The sequence below is a fragment of the Pedococcus cremeus genome (assembly GCF_900111375.1).
Taxonomy (GTDB): Bacteria; Actinomycetota; Actinomycetes; order Actinomycetales; family Dermatophilaceae; genus Pedococcus_A; species Pedococcus_A cremeus.
Window position 1 is genome coordinate 1 of sequence record NZ_FOHB01000005.1, and the last position, 19,265, is coordinate 19,265.

Annotated in this window: 18 protein-coding genes; 3 read left to right on the forward strand and 15 right to left on the reverse strand. The window is 72.8% G+C overall.

What is annotated here, in order from left to right; all coding sequences use genetic code 11:
• Positions 1-235: 235 nt before the first annotated feature.
• From BMW78_RS10770 to dacB, 10 genes are all read right to left on the reverse strand, one after another.
• Complete coding sequence (locus tag BMW78_RS10770) at positions 236-730, reverse strand: DUF3180 domain-containing protein (protein ID WP_091759211.1); 495 nt, start codon at positions 728-730, stop codon at positions 236-238.
• A 7-nt stretch (positions 731-737) separates the two neighbouring features.
• Entirely contained in the window at positions 738-1,622 is an 885-nt protein-coding gene (gene folK, locus BMW78_RS10775; protein ID WP_091759213.1) for a 2-amino-4-hydroxy-6-hydroxymethyldihydropteridine diphosphokinase, read from the reverse strand.
• A 10-nt stretch (positions 1,623-1,632) separates the two neighbouring features.
• Positions 1,633-2,469 carry a dihydropteroate synthase gene (gene folP, locus BMW78_RS10780; RefSeq protein WP_091759215.1) on the reverse strand — a complete coding sequence of 279 codons (837 nt, stop codon included), beginning with the start codon at positions 2,467-2,469 and terminating at the stop codon, positions 1,633-1,635.
• Complete coding sequence (locus BMW78_RS10785) at positions 2,466-4,178, reverse strand: phosphatidylglycerol lysyltransferase domain-containing protein (protein WP_091759217.1); 1,713 nt, start codon at positions 4,176-4,178, stop codon at positions 2,466-2,468. Before BMW78_RS10785 ends, folP begins: the two co-directional genes overlap by 4 nt.
• Positions 4,175-4,798: a GTP cyclohydrolase I FolE gene (gene folE, locus BMW78_RS10790; RefSeq protein WP_091759219.1), complete on the reverse strand. Its 624-nt coding sequence runs from the start codon at positions 4,796-4,798 to the stop codon at positions 4,175-4,177. Before folE ends, BMW78_RS10785 begins: the two co-directional genes overlap by 4 nt.
• Positions 4,776-6,893, reverse strand: a complete 2,118-nt coding sequence (ftsH, locus tag BMW78_RS10795; protein WP_091759222.1) for an ATP-dependent zinc metalloprotease FtsH — start codon at positions 6,891-6,893, stop codon at positions 4,776-4,778. The genes folE and ftsH overlap by 23 nt, the downstream gene beginning before the upstream one ends.
• 179 nt (positions 6,894-7,072) lie before the next feature.
• Complete coding sequence (gene hpt, locus BMW78_RS10800) at positions 7,073-7,624, reverse strand: hypoxanthine phosphoribosyltransferase (protein ID WP_091759224.1); 552 nt, start codon at positions 7,622-7,624, stop codon at positions 7,073-7,075.
• A gap of 49 nt (positions 7,625-7,673) precedes the next feature.
• Entirely contained in the window at positions 7,674-8,654 is a 981-nt protein-coding gene (gene tilS, locus BMW78_RS10805) for a tRNA lysidine(34) synthetase TilS (protein WP_091759226.1), read from the reverse strand.
• 39 nt (positions 8,655-8,693) lie between these two features.
• Positions 8,694-9,755, reverse strand: coding sequence for a zinc-dependent metalloprotease (locus BMW78_RS10810; RefSeq protein ID WP_425439052.1), 1,062 nt, complete (start codon positions 9,753-9,755; stop codon positions 8,694-8,696).
• Between the two features lie 14 nt (positions 9,756-9,769).
• Positions 9,770-11,215, reverse strand: a complete 1,446-nt coding sequence (gene dacB, locus BMW78_RS10815; RefSeq protein WP_091759228.1) for a D-alanyl-D-alanine carboxypeptidase/D-alanyl-D-alanine endopeptidase — start codon at positions 11,213-11,215, stop codon at positions 9,770-9,772.
• 135 nt (positions 11,216-11,350) lie between these two features.
• On the opposite strand from dacB, the gene BMW78_RS10820 reads away from it, so the two are divergent.
• The gene (locus tag BMW78_RS10820) at positions 11,351-11,977 is read left to right on the forward strand and encodes an inorganic diphosphatase (protein ID WP_091759230.1); all 627 of its coding nucleotides are present in this window, start codon (positions 11,351-11,353) and stop codon (positions 11,975-11,977) included.
• Between the two features lie 90 nt (positions 11,978-12,067).
• Here BMW78_RS10820 and BMW78_RS10825 read toward each other — a convergent pair whose 3' ends face one another.
• The 3 genes from BMW78_RS10825 to BMW78_RS10835 all read right to left on the reverse strand — a co-directional run bounded on the left by BMW78_RS10825 (position 12,068) and on the right by BMW78_RS10835 (position 16,517).
• Positions 12,068-13,519 (reverse strand): C40 family peptidase, encoded by a 1,452-nt coding sequence (locus BMW78_RS10825; protein WP_091759232.1) that lies wholly within the window; start codon positions 13,517-13,519, stop codon positions 12,068-12,070.
• Positions 13,520-13,780: 261 nt separating this feature from the next.
• Complete coding sequence (locus BMW78_RS10830; RefSeq protein WP_091759234.1) at positions 13,781-15,106, reverse strand: MFS transporter; 1,326 nt, start codon at positions 15,104-15,106, stop codon at positions 13,781-13,783.
• Positions 15,107-15,158: 52 nt separating this feature from the next.
• Positions 15,159-16,517: a phosphoribosyltransferase family protein gene (locus BMW78_RS10835; protein ID WP_091759236.1), complete on the reverse strand. Its 1,359-nt coding sequence runs from the start codon at positions 16,515-16,517 to the stop codon at positions 15,159-15,161.
• A 157-nt stretch (positions 16,518-16,674) separates the two neighbouring features.
• Between BMW78_RS10835 and BMW78_RS10840 the strand changes: the two genes are divergently transcribed.
• Both BMW78_RS10840 and BMW78_RS10845 read left to right on the forward strand, forming a co-directional pair.
• The gene (locus tag BMW78_RS10840) at positions 16,675-17,526 is read left to right on the forward strand and encodes an alpha/beta fold hydrolase (protein WP_091759238.1); all 852 of its coding nucleotides are present in this window, start codon (positions 16,675-16,677) and stop codon (positions 17,524-17,526) included.
• A gap of 73 nt (positions 17,527-17,599) precedes the next feature.
• On the forward strand, positions 17,600-18,085 hold the full coding sequence (locus tag BMW78_RS10845) for a hypothetical protein (RefSeq protein ID WP_091759240.1): 486 nt from the start codon (positions 17,600-17,602) through the stop codon (positions 18,083-18,085).
• A 30-nt stretch (positions 18,086-18,115) separates the two neighbouring features.
• Here the strand turns inward: BMW78_RS10845 and BMW78_RS10850 are convergent, their stop codons facing one another.
• Together BMW78_RS10850 and BMW78_RS10855 are read right to left on the reverse strand one after the other, a co-directional pair.
• Positions 18,116-18,385 (reverse strand): hypothetical protein, encoded by a 270-nt coding sequence (locus tag BMW78_RS10850; RefSeq protein ID WP_091759242.1) that lies wholly within the window; start codon positions 18,383-18,385, stop codon positions 18,116-18,118.
• Positions 18,386-18,507: 122 nt separating this feature from the next.
• Positions 18,508-18,999: a hypothetical protein gene (locus BMW78_RS10855; protein ID WP_143056220.1), complete on the reverse strand. Its 492-nt coding sequence runs from the start codon at positions 18,997-18,999 to the stop codon at positions 18,508-18,510.
• Positions 19,000-19,265 lie beyond the last annotated feature (266 nt).

Below are 19,265 nucleotides of genomic sequence, written 5' to 3' on the forward strand. Positions count from 1 at the left end.
GTGTGCCGGTGCGCGGGCTGGCTGGGACTGGCGGGAGCACGGAGCGAAGCGGAGTGCGGATGGAACGTCCGCGCACCGGCACACCCGTAGCGCGCACCCAGCGGCTCACCTGAGCGTGTGACGGGCGCGCGCCACGGACGAGTCATCTGAGCGTGCGTCGAGAAGTGCTCACCGTGCGAGTCACCTGTCGACCGAGTCCGCTGTGGGTGCCAGCTGTGGCCGGTCGGCCAGAGGGTCAGCGGCGGTCCTCGTCCTCGCGGTCCCGCTCCTCGTCCTCGTCGCGCGGCTCGATGCGGCACATGCGCTGGGTCGCCATGCCGGCCGCGGCGAGCAGGACGGCGCTGGCACAGAGGGCGAGCAGCCGCCAGAACAGCGCGCGGTACGACGGCAGGTCGATGTCGGGCGCGAGCAGCAGGATCTGCGCGGCGTAGAAGCCGAGCACGCCGGCCCCGGTGAGCGCGGCGGCCTGGGCGAGCACGAGCGTGCGCGCGGCCCGGATGGGACTCAGGGTCCGGGTGGCCCGCCCCTGGAGGAACCGGCGGATGGGCAGGCCGGCGGCGAAGACGAGCGCCGCGGTGACGAGGAGGATGACCGACGAGATCCACGTCGACGGCGGCAGCAGGTTGCCCCTGCCGAGGTAGATGCTCCAGCCCATCCAGGACAGCGCGCCCACGACGAGCGCGACGCCGACCAGGTGCGAGATCTTGAGTCCGCGTCCCTCGTTCACCATGCGCGAGTCACCACGAGTCGTCCAGGAGGTCGCCCTCGGGGCCCGGCCGCACGCCGGAGGTGTCCATCTCCGCCACGAGGTCCTCGACGCGCCGCACCCCGCCGTCGACCCGCAGGGTGGCCTCGGGATCCGCCTGCAGCCACGGCACGAGCACGAAGGCCCGTTCGTGGGCTCGCGGGTGCGGAAGGGTCAACGTGGTGTCGTCCGTCCGCACGTCGGTGTCGAACGCGGGGTCGCCGTACTGGATGAGGTCGAGGTCGAGCGTGCGCGGCCCCCACCGCACCTCACGCGTGCGCCCGTGCACGTGCTCGATGTCGTGCAGGAACCGCAGCAGTGCCCGCGGCGACGCCGAGGTGGTGCCCACCACGACGGCGTTCAGGTATGCCGGCTGGTCGGGTCCGCCGACCGGGTCCGTCTCCACCACGGGAGACACCGCGTCGATGTCGACCGCGCCGAGCAGCGCGACGACGGCATGGTGCAGGGTCTCGAGGGACTCGCCGATGTTGGAGCCGAGGGCGACCACCACGGGCGTCTCCCGCTCCCGGCGCACCCGCACCAGCACGTCGGTGAACGGATGGCCGACCGGAGCCTCCGGCTTGTGCACCACGACCTCGACGGCCTCGACGAGCGGCCGGGTCAGCACGGAGGTGGCGATGCGCTCGGCGACGGCCTCGATGAGGTCGAGAGACTCGCCCTCGATGATGCCGACGACGTCTCCGGCCACCTCGGCGTAGTTGACCGTGTCGGCGAGGTCGTCGCTGGCACCGGCCGGGGCGAGGTCGACCTCCATGACGACGTCGACGACGAACGTCTGGCCGTCACGCTTCTCGTGGTCGAGCACGCCGTGGAAGCCCTTGGCCGAGATGCCCTTGATGACGATCTGGTCGCTCATGGTGTCCCGCTCACGGTGCCTCGCTCACGGCTGCGGCCACCCGCAGGGCATCGAGGGTGGTGGGCACGTCGTGGACACGCACGCACCACACCCCGGCCTGGGCGGCATACAGGGATGTCGCCGCAGTCGCGGTGTCGCGCTCGAGCGGGGGCCGGGGAGGGCCGCCCTCCGGCACCCCGAGCCGCCCCAGGAAGGTCTTGCGCGAGGTGCCCACGAGCACCGGCAGGCCGAGCCCGACCACCTGGTCGAGGTGGCGCAGCAGGCTCCAGTTGTGGGCCGCGAGCTTGGAGAAGCCGAACCCGGGGTCGAGGACGAGGTTCTCGCGGGCGATGCCCTGCGCCTGCAGCTGCTCGACCCGCACCGTCAGCTCGGCGCACACCTCGGCGGCCACGTCGGCATACACCGCCTTGTCCTGCATGTCGCGGCTGTGTCCGCGCCAGTGCATCGCAATGAACGGGACCGCTGCGGATGCCGCGACGGCGGCCATCTCGGGGTCGGCGAGGCCGCCGCTGACGTCGTTGATGACGGCCGCGCCGGCCTCCACGGCCCGGGCCGCCACCTCCGCGCGCATGGTGTCGACCGACACCACCGCTCCGAGGCCAGCGAGCTCGCGGACGACCGGCAGGACCCGGCGCAGCTCCTCCTCCACCGAGGGACGCTCCGCGCCCGGCCGGGTCGACTCACCTCCGACGTCGAGGATGTCGGCGCCCTGCTCGAGCAGCTCACGGCCGTGGGCGAGCGCCGCCTCCGGCTCGAACCACTGGCCACCGTCGCTGAAGGAGTCAGGGGTCACGTTGACGACGCCCATCACGAGGGGCGTGGTGCGCGGCTCGAGGGACAGGCTCATCGCGACGCCCCCAGCCGGCCGAGCTTCGGCCAGGTGAGGAAGGCCTCTGCTTCCAGGGCGGCGAGCGCGGCACGGGGAAGGTCGCGCCCCGTGGGGTAGATCAGGAAGCGGGAGCGCCACTGCGGCTGGAACTTGGCGTTGAAGCGGTACAGGCTCTCGATCTGCAGCCAGCGCGAGGCGACGTGGAGCACCCACCCCCAGAGCCGGGCGATCGGACCGGCACCGAGGCGCTCACGCTCCTCGAGGCCGGAGCGGAAGGCCGCGAAGTTGAGGGACACCTGCTTCACGCCCAGGCCCTGAGCGGCTTGGAGGACCGCGGCGATCATGAGCTCGTTGACGCCGGGGTCGGCGTCGCGGTCGCGGCGCATGACGTCGAGCGAGATGCCGTCGGAGCCCCACGGGACGAACTGCAGGAACGCGCGCACGACCCCATCCTGCCGTGCCGCCACGAACACGCAGTCACCGTCCTCCCGCTCCAGCAGCCGCCCGAGCGCCATCGAGAAGCCCCGCTCGGTGTCGGAGCTCCGCCACGCCTCGGCGTCCACCAGCACCCGCCGGCGAACCCCCTCGTCCACCTCGGACGCCCGGGTCACCTCCACGACGTAGCCGGCCCGCTCGACGCGGCGCACCATCTGCCGCACGTTGCGCATCGGCCGGCCCTCGAGGGTGAACGTGGTGGTGTCGACCACCGCCTCGTCGCCCAGCTCGAACGCCGAGAAGTCGGTGTCCCGCACCCACGCGCGCCCGGCCCGCTCCGAGCAGGCCAGCACCACGGGGGTCCAGGCGTGCTCCTCCGCGCGCTCGAGGAACGCCTTCATGGCGCCCGGCCACGCCTCCGGGTCGCCCATCGGGTCACCGCTGGCCAGCATCACTCCGGAGACGACGCGGTAGGCGATGGCTGCCTTCCCGCTCGGTGACCAGACGACGTCCTTGTCACGACGGAGGTTGAAGTAGCCCAGCGAGTCGGGGTGGCGCGAGATGAGCTCGCGCAGCCGCTGCTCGTCGTCGTCCGACATCGCGGGCCGCGGCTCCGGCGGCCGCAGCGCTAGGTAGACCGGCGTCAGCAGGGTCATGAGGCCGAGGCCGAGCAGGACGGAGAAGACGACGTCGCCGGCTCGGTCGGAGGTGAACTGCAGCGGCCCGGTGACCCCGACGAAGCCGTAGACGAGCTCGGTCAGCAGGTCGGTCGTCGAGGGCCAGCCCCCCACGATGTCGTCGCGCGCCATGAAGATGACGAAGCTGCCCGCGACCAGGGAGAACGCCAGCAGGCCGGCGAAGGCACCGACCGAACGCCAGCGGGTCTTGGGGTCGCCGAGGGCCCGGAAGGAGGAGCGGTAGCGCACCAGCAGGGCCAGGCCGAGCAGCGACAGCACGGCTGACGCGGGCTCGGTCTTGACGATGTGCAGCGCCGTCGACATGGCCAGCAGGGCCACGGCGGCCCGCCACGCGCGCACCTTGCGCCGCTTGAGCGAGTGGCCGAGCACGATGAGGAAGACGCCCGAGACGATCGTGGCGGCGGCCGCCGCGTCGGACAGCGCCCCGGGCAGCAGCTCGGCGAGCCACTGGGTGCGCACCCGCCAGCCGTGGAAGAGGCCGGTCAGGAGGTCGACGACACCGACGAGGTAGGTGAGGTTGCCCAGGACCCGCGGAGCACGGGGGGAGGTGGGGCGGGTCGAGGACTGCTCGGTGGTGGGCGACCCAGTGGTCACCGCTTGCCACCGAGGAGGAGCGACATCGCCTCGGCGCGGGTGGCGGCGTCACGCAGCTGGCCGCGCACGGCGGAGGTGATGGTGCGGGAGCCGGGCTTGCGGACACCGCGCATCGACATGCACAGGTGCTCGCACTCCACGACGACGATCACGCCCTGGGCCTCGAGGTGCTCGACGAGGGCGTCGGCCACCTGGGTGGTCAGCCGCTCCTGCACCTGCGGACGGCGGGCGAAGACCTCCACGAGCCGGGCGATCTTCGACAGGCCTGTGACCCGGCCGTCACGCGCTGGGATGTAGCCGACGTGAGCCACCCCGTGGAACGGGACCAGGTGGTGCTCGCAGGTGCTGTAGACCTCGATGTCGCGCACGATGATCATCTCTTGGTGCTCGATCGAGAAGGTCGCCGACAGCACCTCCTCCGGCGTCATCCGCAGGCCGGCGAACGTCTCGGCGTAGGCCCGGGCGACCCGGGCCGGCGTGTCGACGAGCCCCTCGCGGTCGGGGTCCTCCCCCACCGCGATCAGGAGCTCACGGACGGCCGCCTCGGCGCGCGCGAAGTCGATGTCGTTGCGCGCGCCGACGGCGTCGCCCTCGGCCTCAGTGCGAGTTGGGGTCGACATGGCCGCCCTCGGGAACCTCGATCGTCTTCGTCGGCGGGTGCTCCTCGTGGTGCGGGTAGGCACCTGCCTGAGCGGCCTCGTCCACGGCGGCGGCCGTCTTCTGCTGGCCGTCCGCGCTCTGGACCGCGCCGTCGCCCTGCACCGCGCCGTTCTGCGAGCCGTTCTGGGCGGCGCGCTCGGCCGGGGTCAGCACCGGCGGCTGGTCGGACAGGAGCCGGGTCTCGCTCGAGAGCCAGGTCGGCCTCAGCGGGCGCTTCTTGACCGGAGCGAAGAGCTCCGCGAGCTCCTTGGCGTTGAGCGTCTCCTTCTCGAGGAGCTCGAGCACCAGGTGGTCGAGGATCGCGCGGTTGTCGTTGATGACGTGCCAGGCCTCGTCGTGGGCGGCGTCGATGAGGCGACGGACCTCCTCGTCGACGACGCTGGCGACCTCCTCGCTGTAGTCGCGCTGGTGGCCCATGTCGCGGCCGAGGAAGACCTCGCCCTGGCTCTGGCCCAGCTTGATCGCGCCGATGCGCTCGCTCATGCCGTACTCGGTGACCATCTTGCGGGCCATCGCGGTGGCCTTCTCGATGTCGTTGGCGGCGCCGGTGGTCGGGTCGTGGAAGACGACCTCCTCCGCGACGCGGCCACCGAGGGCGTACGAGAGCTGGTCGAGGATCTCGTTGCGCGTGGTCGAGTACTTGTCGTCGGTCGGCATGACCATCGTGTAGCCGAGGGCCCGGCCACGCGGCAGGATCGTCACCTTGGTGACCGGGTCGGTGTGGTTCATCGCCGCGGCGACCAGGGCGTGCCCGCCCTCGTGGTACGCCGTGATCTTCCGCTCCTTGGCGGACATGATCCGGGTGCGCTTCTGCGGGCCCGCGATGACGCGGTCGATGGCCTCGTCGAGCGCCGCGTTGTCGATGAGCTTCTGGTCACCGCGCGCGGTGAGCAGGGCGGCCTCGTTGAGGACGTTGGCCAGGTCGGCACCGGTGAAGCCCGGGGTGCGGCGGGCCACGGCCAGCAGGTCGACGCCGGTGGCCATCGGCTTGCCCTGGGCGTGCACCTCGAGGATGCGGTGGCGGCCGATCATGTCCGGCGCCTCGACGGCGATCTGCCGGTCGAAGCGGCCCGGGCGCAGGAGCGCCGGGTCGAGGATGTCGGGCCGGTTGGTGGCGGCGATGAGGATGACGTTGGTCTTGACGTCGAAGCCGTCCATCTCGACGAGCAACTGGTTCAGCGTCTGCTCGCGCTCGTCGTGACCACCGCCGAGGCCGGCGCCACGGTGGCGGCCGACGGCGTCGATCTCGTCGACGAACACGATGGCGGGGGCGTTGGCCTTGGCCTGCTCGAACAGGTCGCGGACGCGGGAGGCACCGACACCGACGAACATCTCGACGAAGTCCGAGCCGGAGATCGAGTAGAACGGCACGCCGGCCTCGCCGGCGACGGCGCGGGCGAGCAGGGTCTTACCGGTTCCGGGCGGGCCGTAGAGCAGGACGCCCTTGGGGATCTTCGCCCCCACCGCGAGGAACTTGGCCGGCTCGGCCAGGAACTCCTTGATCTCGTGGAGCTCCTCGACCGCCTCGTCCGCGCCAGCGACGTCGGAGAAGGTGACCTTGGGGGTGTCCTTGGTCGCGAGCTTGGCCTTGGACTTGCCGAACTGCATGACGCGCGAGCCGCCGCCCTGCATCTGCGACATGAGGAACCAGAAGAGGCCGAGCAGGATGATGATCGGGAGCAGCGACCCGAGCAGCGCCAGCAGCGGGTTGGTGTCCTTGACCTCCATGTTGTAGCCGCCCGGCGGCTTGTTCGCCGCGACGAGCTTCACGAAGTCCGGACCGGCCGCCTCGACGTACTGCGTGCGGACCTTGGTCGCGTTCTTGACGCCGTCGCCGTTGGAGTACGTCTGACCGGACTTGAGGTCCATGTCGACGACTTCGTTGTTGGTGATCTGGATGCGCTCGACCTTCTTGTCGGTGATCAGCTGCTCAGCTGCCGACGTGTCGATCCGCGTGTAGCCACCACTGTCGCTGAAGGAGAACACCATGAGGGTGGTGGCGACCACCACGATGACCCAGAACAGCGGGGTCCGGAGAATGCGCTTGAAGTCCATGTGTGTGCGGGGTGCTGCCACCCCGAGCCTCCTGCTCGATCAGCGAACGCGCCGGGCCCTGACGGGACGCGACGTAGTTGACGACGGTACACGGGCGTGATCGCCGCCTGTGGGGGTCAACGATGCAGTTCCCACGGGTGTTCCGCCACCGAAACCCTCAACGTGCCCGTCAGGGCCCGTCAGGAGTAGACGTGCGGGGCGAGGGTGCCCACGACCCGCAGGTTGCGGTACTTCTCGGCGTAGTCGAGCCCGTACCCGACGACGAACTCGTTCGGGATGTCGAAGCCGACCCAGCGGACGTCGATCTCGACCTTGGCCGCCTCGGGCTTGCGCAGCAGCGTGCAGATCTCCACCGAGGCGGGCGAGCGCGACTCGAGGTTGGCCTTGATCCACGACAGGGTCAGGCCCGAGTCGACGATGTCCTCGACGATGAGGACGTGTTTGCCGGTGATGTCGGTGTCGAGGTCCTTGAGGATGCGGACCACGCCCGAGGACTTGGTGCCCGAGCCGTAGGACGAGACCGCCATCCAGTCCACCGGGGCGGTGCCGGGCAGGGCCCGCGACAGGTCGGCCATCACCATGACCGCGCCCTTGAGCACGCCCACGAGCAGCAGGTCCTTGTCCTCGTACTCGGCCCAGATCTCCTTGGCCAGCTCGTCGAGCTTGGCGAGGATCTGCTCCTCGGTGATGAGCACCTTCTCGAGGTCGGCTCCCATGTGGGCAGCGTCCACGTTCCTACTCCTGTTGTCGGTTCGGTGTGATCGCAGTGCGGCGGTTCGCCTATTCAACCGGAGGCCGGCGGGTGATGGACACCCGGCCACCCGAGCGGCGGACCGAGAGCGGCCCGGGCACGCTGATCGGCCCCTGCCCGTGCCAGTGCGTCAGCAGGGCGTCGCAGGCCTCGACGTGCGAGAACGCCACCTGGCCGGCGGGGGCGCCGGCGGCCACGACGAGCAGCCGCCACAGCCGCGTGCGCACCGCCCGGGGCACCGCGGCCAGGGCGGCCACGTCCCAAGGGCCCTCCCCCAGCTCCTCGGCCGCGGCAGCCGCCTCGGCGTCGAGGTGGTCGGCGTCCTCGCGGAGCCGGTCTGCGGTGCGGGCGAGGGCGGCGGGGACCCCGGGTCCCAGCGCGGCCTCGAGGGCGGGCATCACCGAGCGTGCGCGGACCCGCGCGTATGCCGGGTCGTCGTTGTGCGGGTCCTCCCAGGCTTCCAGCCCGCTCGCCGCACACGCGGCGGCCGTCTGGGCCCGGGAGAGGCCGAGGAGGGGACGTGCGTAGCGGCCGCGCCGCGGCGGCATACCGGCGAGGGACCGGGCGCCGGACCCGCGAGCCAGCCCGAGGAGCACCTGCTCGGCCTGGTCGTCGCGAGTGTGCCCGAGCAGCACGAGCTCGGCGCCCAGCCGCTCGGCGGCCTCGTCGAGGGCCGCGTAGCGGGCCGTGCGCGCCGCGGCCTCAGGCCCGACGCGGGCGGGGTCGACCGCGACCCGCGCGACCTCGACCGGGTCGAGGCCCAGGGCCCGGCACTGCAGGGAGGCCCGCCGGGCGACGTCGGCCGACCCGGGCTGGAGCCCGTGGTCGACCACGACCGCGCCCGCCTGCACGGCCAGCTTGGGCGCCTCGAAGGCCACCGCGTCGGCGAGCGCGAGCGAGTCGGCTCCGCCGCTGCAGGCGACGAGCACGCGGGCGCCCGGGTCGAGCGTGGACAGCACGCCGCGGACGGCGTGCCGGACCGCCGCCACCACCGGCTCGGGACCGGTCATCGCAGCGTCACCGGCCGCTCCCCCGCCGTCACCGGTGTCTCAGCCGTGGACCCGGGCGACCCAGGTCGAGGGGTCCTCGATCTCACGCGGCAGCGGCAGCGTCTCGGGCGAGGTCCACACCTGGTTGAAGCCGTCGACACCGACCTGGTCGACAACCGACCGGACGAAGACCGCCCCGTCGCGGTACTGGCGCATCTTGGCCTCGAGGCCGAGCAGGCGGCGCAGCAGCCGGTCGAAGGCCCCGACGCCCTTGCGCCGCTCGTTGAAGCGCGCCCGGATCTGCGCGACCGAGGGGATGACCTGCGGCCCGACCTCGTCCATGACCACGTCGGCGTGGCCCTCGAGCAGCGACATGACGGCGGTCATCTGGGCCAGCCGCTCGCGCTGCTCGGGGGTGGCGATCAGCTCGGTGATGCCGGCGCCACCGCTGCGGAACGCCTCCGGCAGCTGCTTGGAGAGCCGGCTGACGATGTCCTGCAGCTTCTCGGGGTCCGGAGCCATCTCGGTGGCGAGCGCGCGGGCCCGGTCGACCATGTGGTCGCGCAGCCACGGCACCGCGGTGAACTGCACGCGGTGGGTCTCCTCGTGCATGCACACCCAGAGCCGGAAGTCGTCAGGGTCGACGCCGAGCTCACGCTCGACGTGCACCACGTTGGGGGCGACCAGGAGCAGCCGGGGCGTGCCGCCGGGCGCGAGGTCGTACTGGCCCAGCACCTTGCTCGCCATGAACGCCAGCAGCGCACCCGCCTCAGCGCCGGTGACCTTGCCGCCCACCGCGGCCACAGTCGGCGAGGGCTGCTGCTTGCGGCGCCCGACGATCTTCGCGAACACCGGGTCGACCATCGCCGACATCGAGTCGGCGTTGAGGCTGATCCACGTCGGCCGGTCGACCACGAGCGGAGCCGGCGCCTCGCCGGGGGCCTGCAGGCGGGCCGTCTCGGCCACCGGCTGCTGGGCCCGGGCAGCCGCCGCGCGGATCGAGGCCACCACCCCGGCCGCCTCGTCGGGGCTCACCTTGGGGCCGGCGGGAACGATGCGCGCCCCGGTCTGCTTGGCGAACTCCCAGTCCACCGGGCTCTGGCTCGTGTCGGTCATGCTCATCTCCCCACCGTAGGTCAGCGGCAGCCGCAGGACGCGAGGGCCGCCACGAACCGGTCCAACGCGGCACGTGCCCCGAGGGTGCCGGCGAAGCTCCCGGGCACCTTGTCGGCCATGACGACGAAGGTCAGGACCCGCCCGTCACGGTCGACCACGGTGCCGGCCAGGCTGCTCACGCCGGTGAGCGTGCCCGTCTTGGCCCGGGCGATGCCGGCGGCGGACCTGCTGCGCTGGCCGCCGAAGCGGTCGTGCAGGGTGCCGTCGAGCCCGGCCACCGGCAGGTGCGACAGGGTGTCGCGCATCGAGGGCACGGTGCCGCTCGCACCCAGCGCCAGCACGTCGCCGAGCACCCGGGCCGGGACGGCCTGGCCGGAGGTCAGCCCGCAGGTGTCCTTCAGCCGGACGCCGGTCAGGTCGACACCGAGGCCCTGCACGGTGCGGTGGACGAAGGCGACCGCAGCCCCGAAGGTCGCTGCGCCACCCGCCTTGACGGTGGCCTGCCGCGCCAGCGACTCGGTGAGGGCGTTGTCGCTGTCGTCGAGCGCGAGCGCGAGCACGTCGCCTACGGGCGCCGACTCAACGCGGCCCAGCTCGGTCGCCTGCGGGGCCGCCGTGGCAGCCCGTGCCGACTCCGGTGCCGCCGTCGCCGTGATCCCGGCCTTGCGCAGCGCGGTGACGAAGGCGGCGAGCGTGGCGTCCTCCGAGCGCAGCGGCGAGGGGTGGCCCGGCTTCGGACGCTGCGAGGCGAGTCCCAGCATCGAGACGCCCTGGGTGTAGCCGGCGTAGACGTCGGCCATGCTCCACCCGGGCGCGTAGCGCGGCCCGGCGGCATACCTCATGTCGAGCCGCACGGTGACCTTGCCGGTGCCGGCGGCCTGGAGCGCGGTGGCCACCTGGGTGGCGAGGTCGGCGAGCCCGGCCCGCCCGGCCACGGCGGTGGGGTTGCCCTTCCCGGGGGCGAGGAGGGTGTCGCCGCCGGCGACGAGGACGACCTCCGACGGTGAGCGGCCCTGCACGACGCGGGTGGGCAGAGTGCTGGTGGGGTCGAGCGTCACCCCCACGGCGAGGGCGGTGAGGATCTTGGCCGTCGAGGCGGGCACCCTGGCCCGGGAGGCGTCGACGTCGAGCAGGTGCGCGCCCGTGAAGGCGTCGCGCACCGTCACGCCGATCGACCGGCCGAGCGCGGGGTCGGCGAGCTCGCCGGCCAGCTCGCGGCGCAGCACGGTCGGCGCCGGCAGCGCGGCAGAGAGGGCCGCCTGGTCCAGCGGGGCCGCGGAGGCCACCGGGGTGGGCAGCGCAGGCTCGGGGGCGGCGGTGGCCGCGCCGGTGGCCGCGGGAGCGGGCACCGGTTCGGCGGGCGCCGTGCGGGTCAGGATGCCGGGCACGAGGTCGAAGACGTCGAGCGCGCCGTAGCCGACGACCAGCACCAGCAGGGCGAGCAGGGCGGCGACCAGTCGACGCACACGACCCCCTCATGCTCCTGAACCGCTGATACGGAAGACTTGCCCGCGAGCCTAGGTCATCGCGCACCACCCAGCGGAACGACCCAGAGGCACCGAAGCACCCAGAGACACCACAGAGAGTAAGGGGCAGCCGTCGTGGAGTTCGACGTCACCATCGAGATCCCCAAGGGTCACCGCAACAAGTACGAGGTCGACCACGAGACCGGGCGCATCCGCCTCGACCGGCTGCTGTTCACCGCGATGAGCTACCCGTCCGACTACGGCTACATCGAGGACAGCCTCGGTGAGGACGGCGACCCGCTCGACGCGCTCGTGCTGCTGCAGGAGCCGACCTTCCCCGGCTGCATCGTGCGGGCCCGCCCGATCGGCATGTTCCACATGCGCGACGAGGCCGGCGGCGACGACAAGATCCTCTGCGTGCCGGCCGGCGACCCGCGCCAGGCGCACATCAAGGAGCTCGACCAGATCAGTGAGTTCGACCGCCTCGAGATCCAGCACTTCTTCGAGACCTACAAGGACCTCGAGCCCGGCAAGTCCGTCGAGGGCGCGCACTGGGCCGGCCGCACCGAGGCCGAGCAGTGCATCAACGACGCGCTGCGACGGGCCGAGGACGCCGGCATGACCACCGCCCGGTGGACCCTGCCGAACCAGCACGACGAGGCCAAGCCCCCGGTGGCGCACACCGAGGAGGAGACCCTCAGCGCGAGCGCCAAGGCCTCCGGTGAGCTGGCCACCAAGGAGAAGCCGCTCCACGACGTGTGACCGACCCTGCACGAGACGAAGCCCGCCGAGATCTCGGCGGGCTTCGTCATGGGTGGGGTGTGGCGAGGTGTGGCGAGGTGTGCCGTGGGGTCAGCCGACCCGGCCGCCGTAGGGCAGCAGCTCGGAGCGGTAGATGGAGGCCACGCGGACGTTCGCGCCGGCGTGGGGCGCCTCGATCATCTGTCCCCCGCCGATGTAGAGACCCACGTGGTGGCTGGTCGGCCCATCGGCGCCGTAGAACACCAGGTCACCGGGACGCAGGTCGCTGATGGCCACGCGGGAGGTCTCGCCCCACTGGGCGCCGGTGTAGTGCGAGAGGTAGACCCCGGCCTGGCGCCACGCCATCAGCGTGAGGCCGGAGCAGTCGAAGCTGTTCGGGCCCTCGCCGCCCCACTGGTAGGGCTTGCCGAGCTGGGCGCGGGCGTAGGCGAGCACGGCGGAGACGCCACCGCTCTGGGCCGGGGGCGCGGGGGCCGGCTGCGGCGCCGGTTCCGGTGCAGGCCTGGGTGCGGGCTCGGGGGCGGCCGGTCGCGGTGCCTGCTGCTGCGCGGCGGTCTCGCGGTCGCGGGCCGCCTTGTCGGCGGCCGCCTTGCGAGCGGCCTCCTCGGCCGCGCGTGCAGCCGCGGCCTGGCGGGCGGCCTCCTCGCGGGCGCGCTGGGCCGTCTCCTGCGCCGCCTTCTTCGCGGCGGCGTCGCGGGCGGCTTGGGCGCGGGCCTCGGCCAGCCGCGCCTGCTCAGCGGCGGCAGCGGCGGCCGCGCGAGCCTCGGCGGCGGCCCGGAGGCCGTCCTGGCGCTGGCGCTCGAGGGCGACGGAGGTGTTGCGCAGGTGGGCCAGCTCGGTGGCCATCTGCTCCTGCTCGTGCTGGATCTGGGCCGCCGTGGCCACCGCTGCGTCGGCCTGGGCCTGAGCCGCACGGCGGGCGTCCTCGGCGCGCTGGGCGGCCGCCAGCTGCTGCGCCTCGGCCTGTGCCGCCTGGCGCCGCGCGGTGTCGGCGGTGGCGGCCGTGGCGGAGGCCTCCTGCAGGGTGCGGTTGCGGGCGGCCCCCACGGCCTCGAGGGCAGCGGCTCGGTCGAGGAGCTCCTGCGGGCCCTCGCTGCTGAGGAAGGCCTCGACGTCGCCGAGGCTGCCGTTCTGCTGGTAGACCGCCGCGGCGTAGCGCCGCACGGCCAGCGACGCGGTGTCCGCCTGCTTCTGGGCTACGCCGGCCCGGGCCTTCGCCTCGTCGGCAGCCTGCTGCTTGCGCTGCAGCTCGAGCCGGGCGCCGTTCCACTCCTCGGCCGCAGCGGCGGCCCTGGTCTGCACGTCCTCGAGGTGCGCCGAGGCCGCGGCGTACTTCGCGTCGAGCGCGGCGACCTTGCCGGCGGTGCTGGTGGCGGCCTTCTTGGCCGCGTCCACCTGCTTCTGCGAGGGGTAGACGGGCTCGGGGTCGGCGGCCGCGGCCACCGCGGTGGCCAGCCCGAGGCACGCGCACAGCGACGTCGTGACGGCCAGCCGCAGCGTGCGGTTGGCGAAGACGTGGTGGGCGGGGTGACTGCTCGGCACGGCGGACCCTTCTCGCAGGTGTGTCAGCCGCATGAGCGTAGAGCCCGATTTTCACGTCAGCCCCAGTTGTCACACCAATACCGCGGCTCCAAGGCCCTGTGGCGAAATGACATCCGTGTAGTTCGGGAATCACACGGATGTTTTTCAGCAGGCAGACGGCTCGTGGCACGTTCAAGCCCCGAAAGGTTGCGAAACGGTCACAAATTCGCTGCTGTCACTCCAGACCACCCGCGAGAGACCCTCGAGGAGCCTTCTCGCAGGTCAGGACGGGAGCTGGACCTCGCCGGCGCGCAGCGCGGCATACACCTCGGGGTTGTTCTCGCGGAGGTCGCGCCGCACCAGGCGGCGGTAGCGCAGGATCTGGACGGTGCCGATGGCCCACACGATGTACTGCACCGACATCGCCACCCGGAAGGAGTCGACGGTGTAGGTCGACGGGCCGCCCGGCGCCACCCTGTCGAGGACTGCACCGATGAGCATGACGGTGGACAGCGAGGCGACGAAGCCGCCCACGTTGACGATGCCGGTGGCGCTGCCGACCCGGGTGGGCGGGTTGAAGGTGCGGGCGAGGTCGAAGCCGACCATCGACCCCGGGCCGCCCACCGCGGTGACCACGACGAGCACGACGAGCAGCCAGAGCGGCGAGCGCCCCGGCCAGAGGAGCACGACCGCCCAGATCGTCATGATCGAGGCGACGATGACGAGCATCAGCGTCGACCGCGAGAACGGGTAGCGGGTGACGAAGGTGCCGATGAGCGGCCCGCCGACCACGGCCGTCAGCGTCATGAGGATCAGCAGCAGGCCGGCCGTGCCCGGGTCGAGGCCCTGCCCGGCCACGAGGAAGGGGTAGCCCCACAGCAGCGCGAACACGGTCGCGCCGAACTGCACGGTGAAGTGGGACCACAGGCCCAGGCGGGTCCCGGGGGTCGACCAGGCGGCTCTCAGCGCCCGCGCGAGGGCGCGGATCTTGATCTCGTCGAGCTCGTGGTCGGGGTAGGGCGAGTCGCGCACGACGAGCACCAGCACCGCACCGAGCAGCACACCCACCGCCGCGGCCGAGGCGAAGGTGGGGGTCCACCCGAAGTGGTGCAGCGCGGCGACCAGCGGTGACGCCGCGACGAGGGCTCCCATCTGGCCGAGCAGACCGGTGAGCTGGGTGACCATCGGGATGCGGAAGGGCGGGAACCACAGGGCCACCAGCCGCAGGAGCGGCACGAACACCATGGCGTCGCCGATGCCGACCGCCACCCGGGCGAGGATGCCGAACCCGAACGACTCGGCGAACGCGAAGCCGAGCTGCGCCAGGGTCATCGTCGTCACGCCCGCGACCAGCAGCCGCTTGGGGCCGAACCGGTCGAGCAGCGCCCCGACGGGGATCTGCATGGCGGCGTAGACGAACAGCTGCACCATGGTGAAGACCGACAGCTGGGTCGCGGCGATGTCGAAACGGTCGGCGGCGAGCAGCCCGGCGACGCCGAGCGAGCTGCGGTGGAAGACGGCCAGCACGTAGATCGCGACCGCCGCCACGTAGACCGACCAGGCCCGCCGCCCTCCCAGGGGGTACTCGCGGGGGCGGGCGTCGTTCACCGTTCAATTCTCGCGTACCCGGGCGAACGGCGCCGAACGGGTCCGTATGCCGTCAGACGGTGACGCTGCCCTGCCGCGCGAGGTGGTCGACGAACCAGTCGCGGGCCAGCCGGGCGGCCTGCGCCAGGGTCCCGGGCTCCTCGAACAGGTGCGTGGCGCCGGGCACCATGGCCAGCTCGTTCTCGCAGTGCAGCTGCCGCTGCGCCCGGCGGTTGAGCTCGAGCACCATCTCGTCCCAGCCGCCGACGATGAGCAGGGTGGGGGCGGTGACCTTGTCGAGCACCGGCATGGCCAGGTCGGGCCGGCCGCCACGGGAGACGACCGCCGCGATCTGCCGGGTGCGCACGGCTGCCGCGGCGAGGGCCGCTGCCGCCCCGGTGCTCGCCCCGAAGTAGCCGATCTGGAGCGGGGCGCCCCACGGCTGGCGCACCACCCAGTCGGTGACCGTGACGAGGCGCTCGGCGAGCAGGTCGATGTCGAAGACGTTGGAGCGGTGCGCCTCCTCGGCGGGCGTGAGGAGGTCGAAGAGCAGGGTGCCGAGGCCACCCTCCTGCAGCACCGAGGCGACGTAGCGGTTGCGGGGGCTGTGCCGGCTGCTGCCGCTCCCGTGGGCGAACAGGACGATCGCCGTCGCGTCCGCCGGAAGCGTGACGTGGCCCTGGAGCGCGGTGCCGGCGATGGGCACGTCGACGTCCTCGTCGACCGTGGCCCGCTCCGGCGCGATGTGGCGCACCGGCTCCCCGTGCTCGGCAGCATCGCCGTCGGCGAGCGGCGCGGAGGCCGCCGCCGCGAGCTTGAGCAGGGCCACCACCTCGTCGTCGGTCGTCTGGCCGAAGTCGTCGTAGAACTGCCCGACGGCCCAGAACTGCTCCGGCCTCTGCAGGCAGACGAACTCGTCGACCTCGGGCCAGTGCTCGGGGTGGCAGTCGGCCGGCGCCACGGGCACGGCGAGCACGACCAGGGCGGCACCGGCGGCGCGGGCCACGCCGCACGCCGCGTGGGCGGTCGACCCGGTGGCGATGCCGTCGTCGACGATCACGGCCACCTTCCCCTCGAGCGAGAGGGCAGGACGGTCCGGCCGGAAGCGCAGCGCCCGAACGGCGACGACGTCGCGCTCGCGGGCGGCCACGGTCGAGAGCTCGGCCTCGCTCATGTGCAAGTGGCGCACCACCTCGTCGTTGACCACGGTGACGCCACCCTCGCCGACGGCCCCCAGGGCCAGCTCCGGCTGGTAGGGGACGCCGAGCTTGCGGACCACGATGACGTCGAGGGGCGCGTTCAGCGCGGCTGCCACCTCCGCCGCCACCGGCACTCCCCCGCGCGGCAGGCCGAGCACCAGCGTGTCAGGCCCCCGGTAGCGCCTCAGGCCCTGCGCCAGCTGCCGGCCTGCGTCACGACGGTCACGGAACATGGCACACCCTCCCGAATTGGCCTCCTCGTCGTCACGCTAGGAGCGGGTCCCGGCCACCGGGCAGGGCCCTTGGTCCCTGCGCACGGGCGGGCACCGACGCCCTCGACCGGGGTCCGGCGGCACGCGGGGCCCACGGCCGGCCGGTACGGTCGGGCCCATGGACCGGTGCACCCGTGACGGGTTGTCGTTCGACGTCTCCGACGAGGGCCCGGCGGACGGTGAGGTCGTCGTGCTGCTGCACGGCTGGCCGCAGGACCACACCGCCTGGGACCGCGTCGCGCCCCTGCTGCACGCGGCAGGCCTGCGCACGCTGGCACCGGACCAGCGGGGGTACTCGCCGGAGGCGCGCCCACAGGGCGCCGCGGCATACGGCATGGGTGAGCTGGTCGGTGACGTGCTCGCCCTGCTCGACCAGGCGGGCGTCGAACGGGCCCACCTCGTGGGCCACGACTGGGGCGGGTCGGTCGCCTGGGCCTTCGCCGAGCGCCACCCCGACCGGCTGCGCAGCCTGACCGTGCTCTCGACCCCGCACCACCGGGCGATGGCGTGGGCCTTCCGCCACGGCGACCAGGCGCTGCGCAGCTGGTACATGGCCTCCTTCCAGCTGCCGGTGCTGCCCGAGCTGGTGCTGCGGCAGACGCTGCCGCTCGTGCTGCGGCGCAGCGGGCTGCCGGAGGAGGACGTCAAGCGGTATGCCGCGCGCTTCCGCGAGCCGGGCGCGGCCACCGGGGGCCTCAACTGGTACCGCGCGCTGCGACTCGGCCGAGGAGGTCGCGACGGTGCCGACCACCGTGACGGTGGCGACGGGTCCTCCGGAGGACGGAGGATCACGGTGCCCACGACGTACGTCTGGGGAACCTCCGACCCGGCGCTGGGTCGCGCGGCCGCCGAGCGCACCGCGCGGTACGTTTCCGCGGACTACCGGTTCGCCGAGGTGGCCGCCGGCCACTGGCTGCCCGAGACCTGCCCGGAGCGGGTGGCGCAGGAGATCATCGAGCGGGCGGGCTGAGCCGGCGCTGAGTCTGGGTGAGATCACCCATCGGGAGGTTGTGACGGCGGCACTGCCGTGACGACGCTGGCCCATGGCCTCCGCCCGCCGCTCCGTGCCGACCGAGGAGAGCACCGCCGCCACCATCTACGGGGTGATCGTCAGTGCCGGGGTGATGGCGGCCGCCCACGCCGAGACGGCCCTGGCCGTGGTGGTGGCCGTGCTCGTGACGCTGGTCATCTACTGGGTCGCCGAGCGCTACGCGCGGCTGGTCGCGGAGCGCATCCACCGGGGCCACCGGCCGACGTGGGCGCAGGCCCGCGAACAGCTCACCGACGGCTGGGAGATGGTGAGCGCGTCCTACCTGCCGCTCGCGGTGCTCTCGGTGCTCAGCCTGCTCGGGGTCGAGCTCTACGGCGCGGTGCTGTCGGCGCTGGTGTGCAGCACGGTGCTGCTCTGCGTCGCAGGGTGGGCCATGGGACGCAAGGGCCAGCTCACCACCCGTGAGCGCGTGGTCTCGACGGTGGTGGCCGGGCTGTTCGGTGTCGTGATGATCGCGCTCAAGTCACTGCTGCACTGACGGCGCGCTCGAGTCCCGGCTGCACCGGCCTCAGGAGCGGGACTGCTGCTTCGACGTCGTCACGCCCAGGCTGTTCAGCACGACGAGCAGGAGCGTCGCCCCGGCGACCGAACCCACGATGCCGCTCAGGCGGAGTGCGAGGCCGTCCCCGAACAGCAGGCTTCCCATCAGCCCGCCGAGCAAGGAGCCCGCCAGGCCGACGATGAACAGTCGCGCGTAGTTGGGCTCGCCACGGCCCACCAGCAGGTGAGCGGCCCAGCCCGCAGCCAGACCGATGACCAGGACCCCCAGGATCAGCACGGTCGGACTCCTCCCGCTCCGCGAGGTCGACACCGCTCGGTGTCGACACGCTGACGGTACGGGTCAGGCCAGCGGGGGCGGCTCACCCGCAGCGCATGAGGTGCCCGCCCCGGAGCGCTGCGTCAGAGCGAGCCGACGGCGACCCAGCGGCAGGCCTGCTCGAACGACTCGTGCTCGTCGCTGCCGAGGTGGACCTCCCGGTCCGTGCCGGCAGAGGGGTCGACGAGCCGAGCCGTCCAGAAGGGGGTGGCGAGCGGGGGCCTCAGGGTGGCCGTGCGGTCGAGGGTGCAGGAGGTCACGACGACCTCCTGGGCCCCGGTGACCCCGACGGCCCGGGTGACGGCGAAGGCGTGGCCATCGACGACGTGGGTGCAGCGCTCGGCGGCCTCGGCCTTCGTCTGGGCTCGTCCGAGGGCGGCGCGGGTGGAGTTGATGCCCGACAGGGCGACGGCGACGGCGGCGTAGGACACCTCGCGAGCCCGCTGCACCTCGGCGACGGCCACGTCGTGCGCCTGCTCGGCTCGCAGCAGCTCGGCGGCGATGTCGGCCCGCACCGTCGGATCGGCGCTGGCGACGTACCAGGCGTTGTCGAAGAGCCGTTCCATCAGTTTCATCGCGCCACCCCTTCGACACCGGTCCCGCGCCCCCTCGGCGCCGGACGTCTCGTCACCCGCCGGTGCCGAGACGTCCATGGTGGTGAGACGGGGAGGAGACCACATCGCACCGATGGTGGAGAACGGCGTACGCGCAAGTGCGGATCCGGCATCGCGGAAGGGGCATTTGCCTGTGGTGGGCCGCAGAACGGTGCGTGTCGTGATCGCGCCGGTCCGGTCGAGACCTCAGCGCTGGGAAGATCTCTTGTGGACGACCGTGGCCGTCC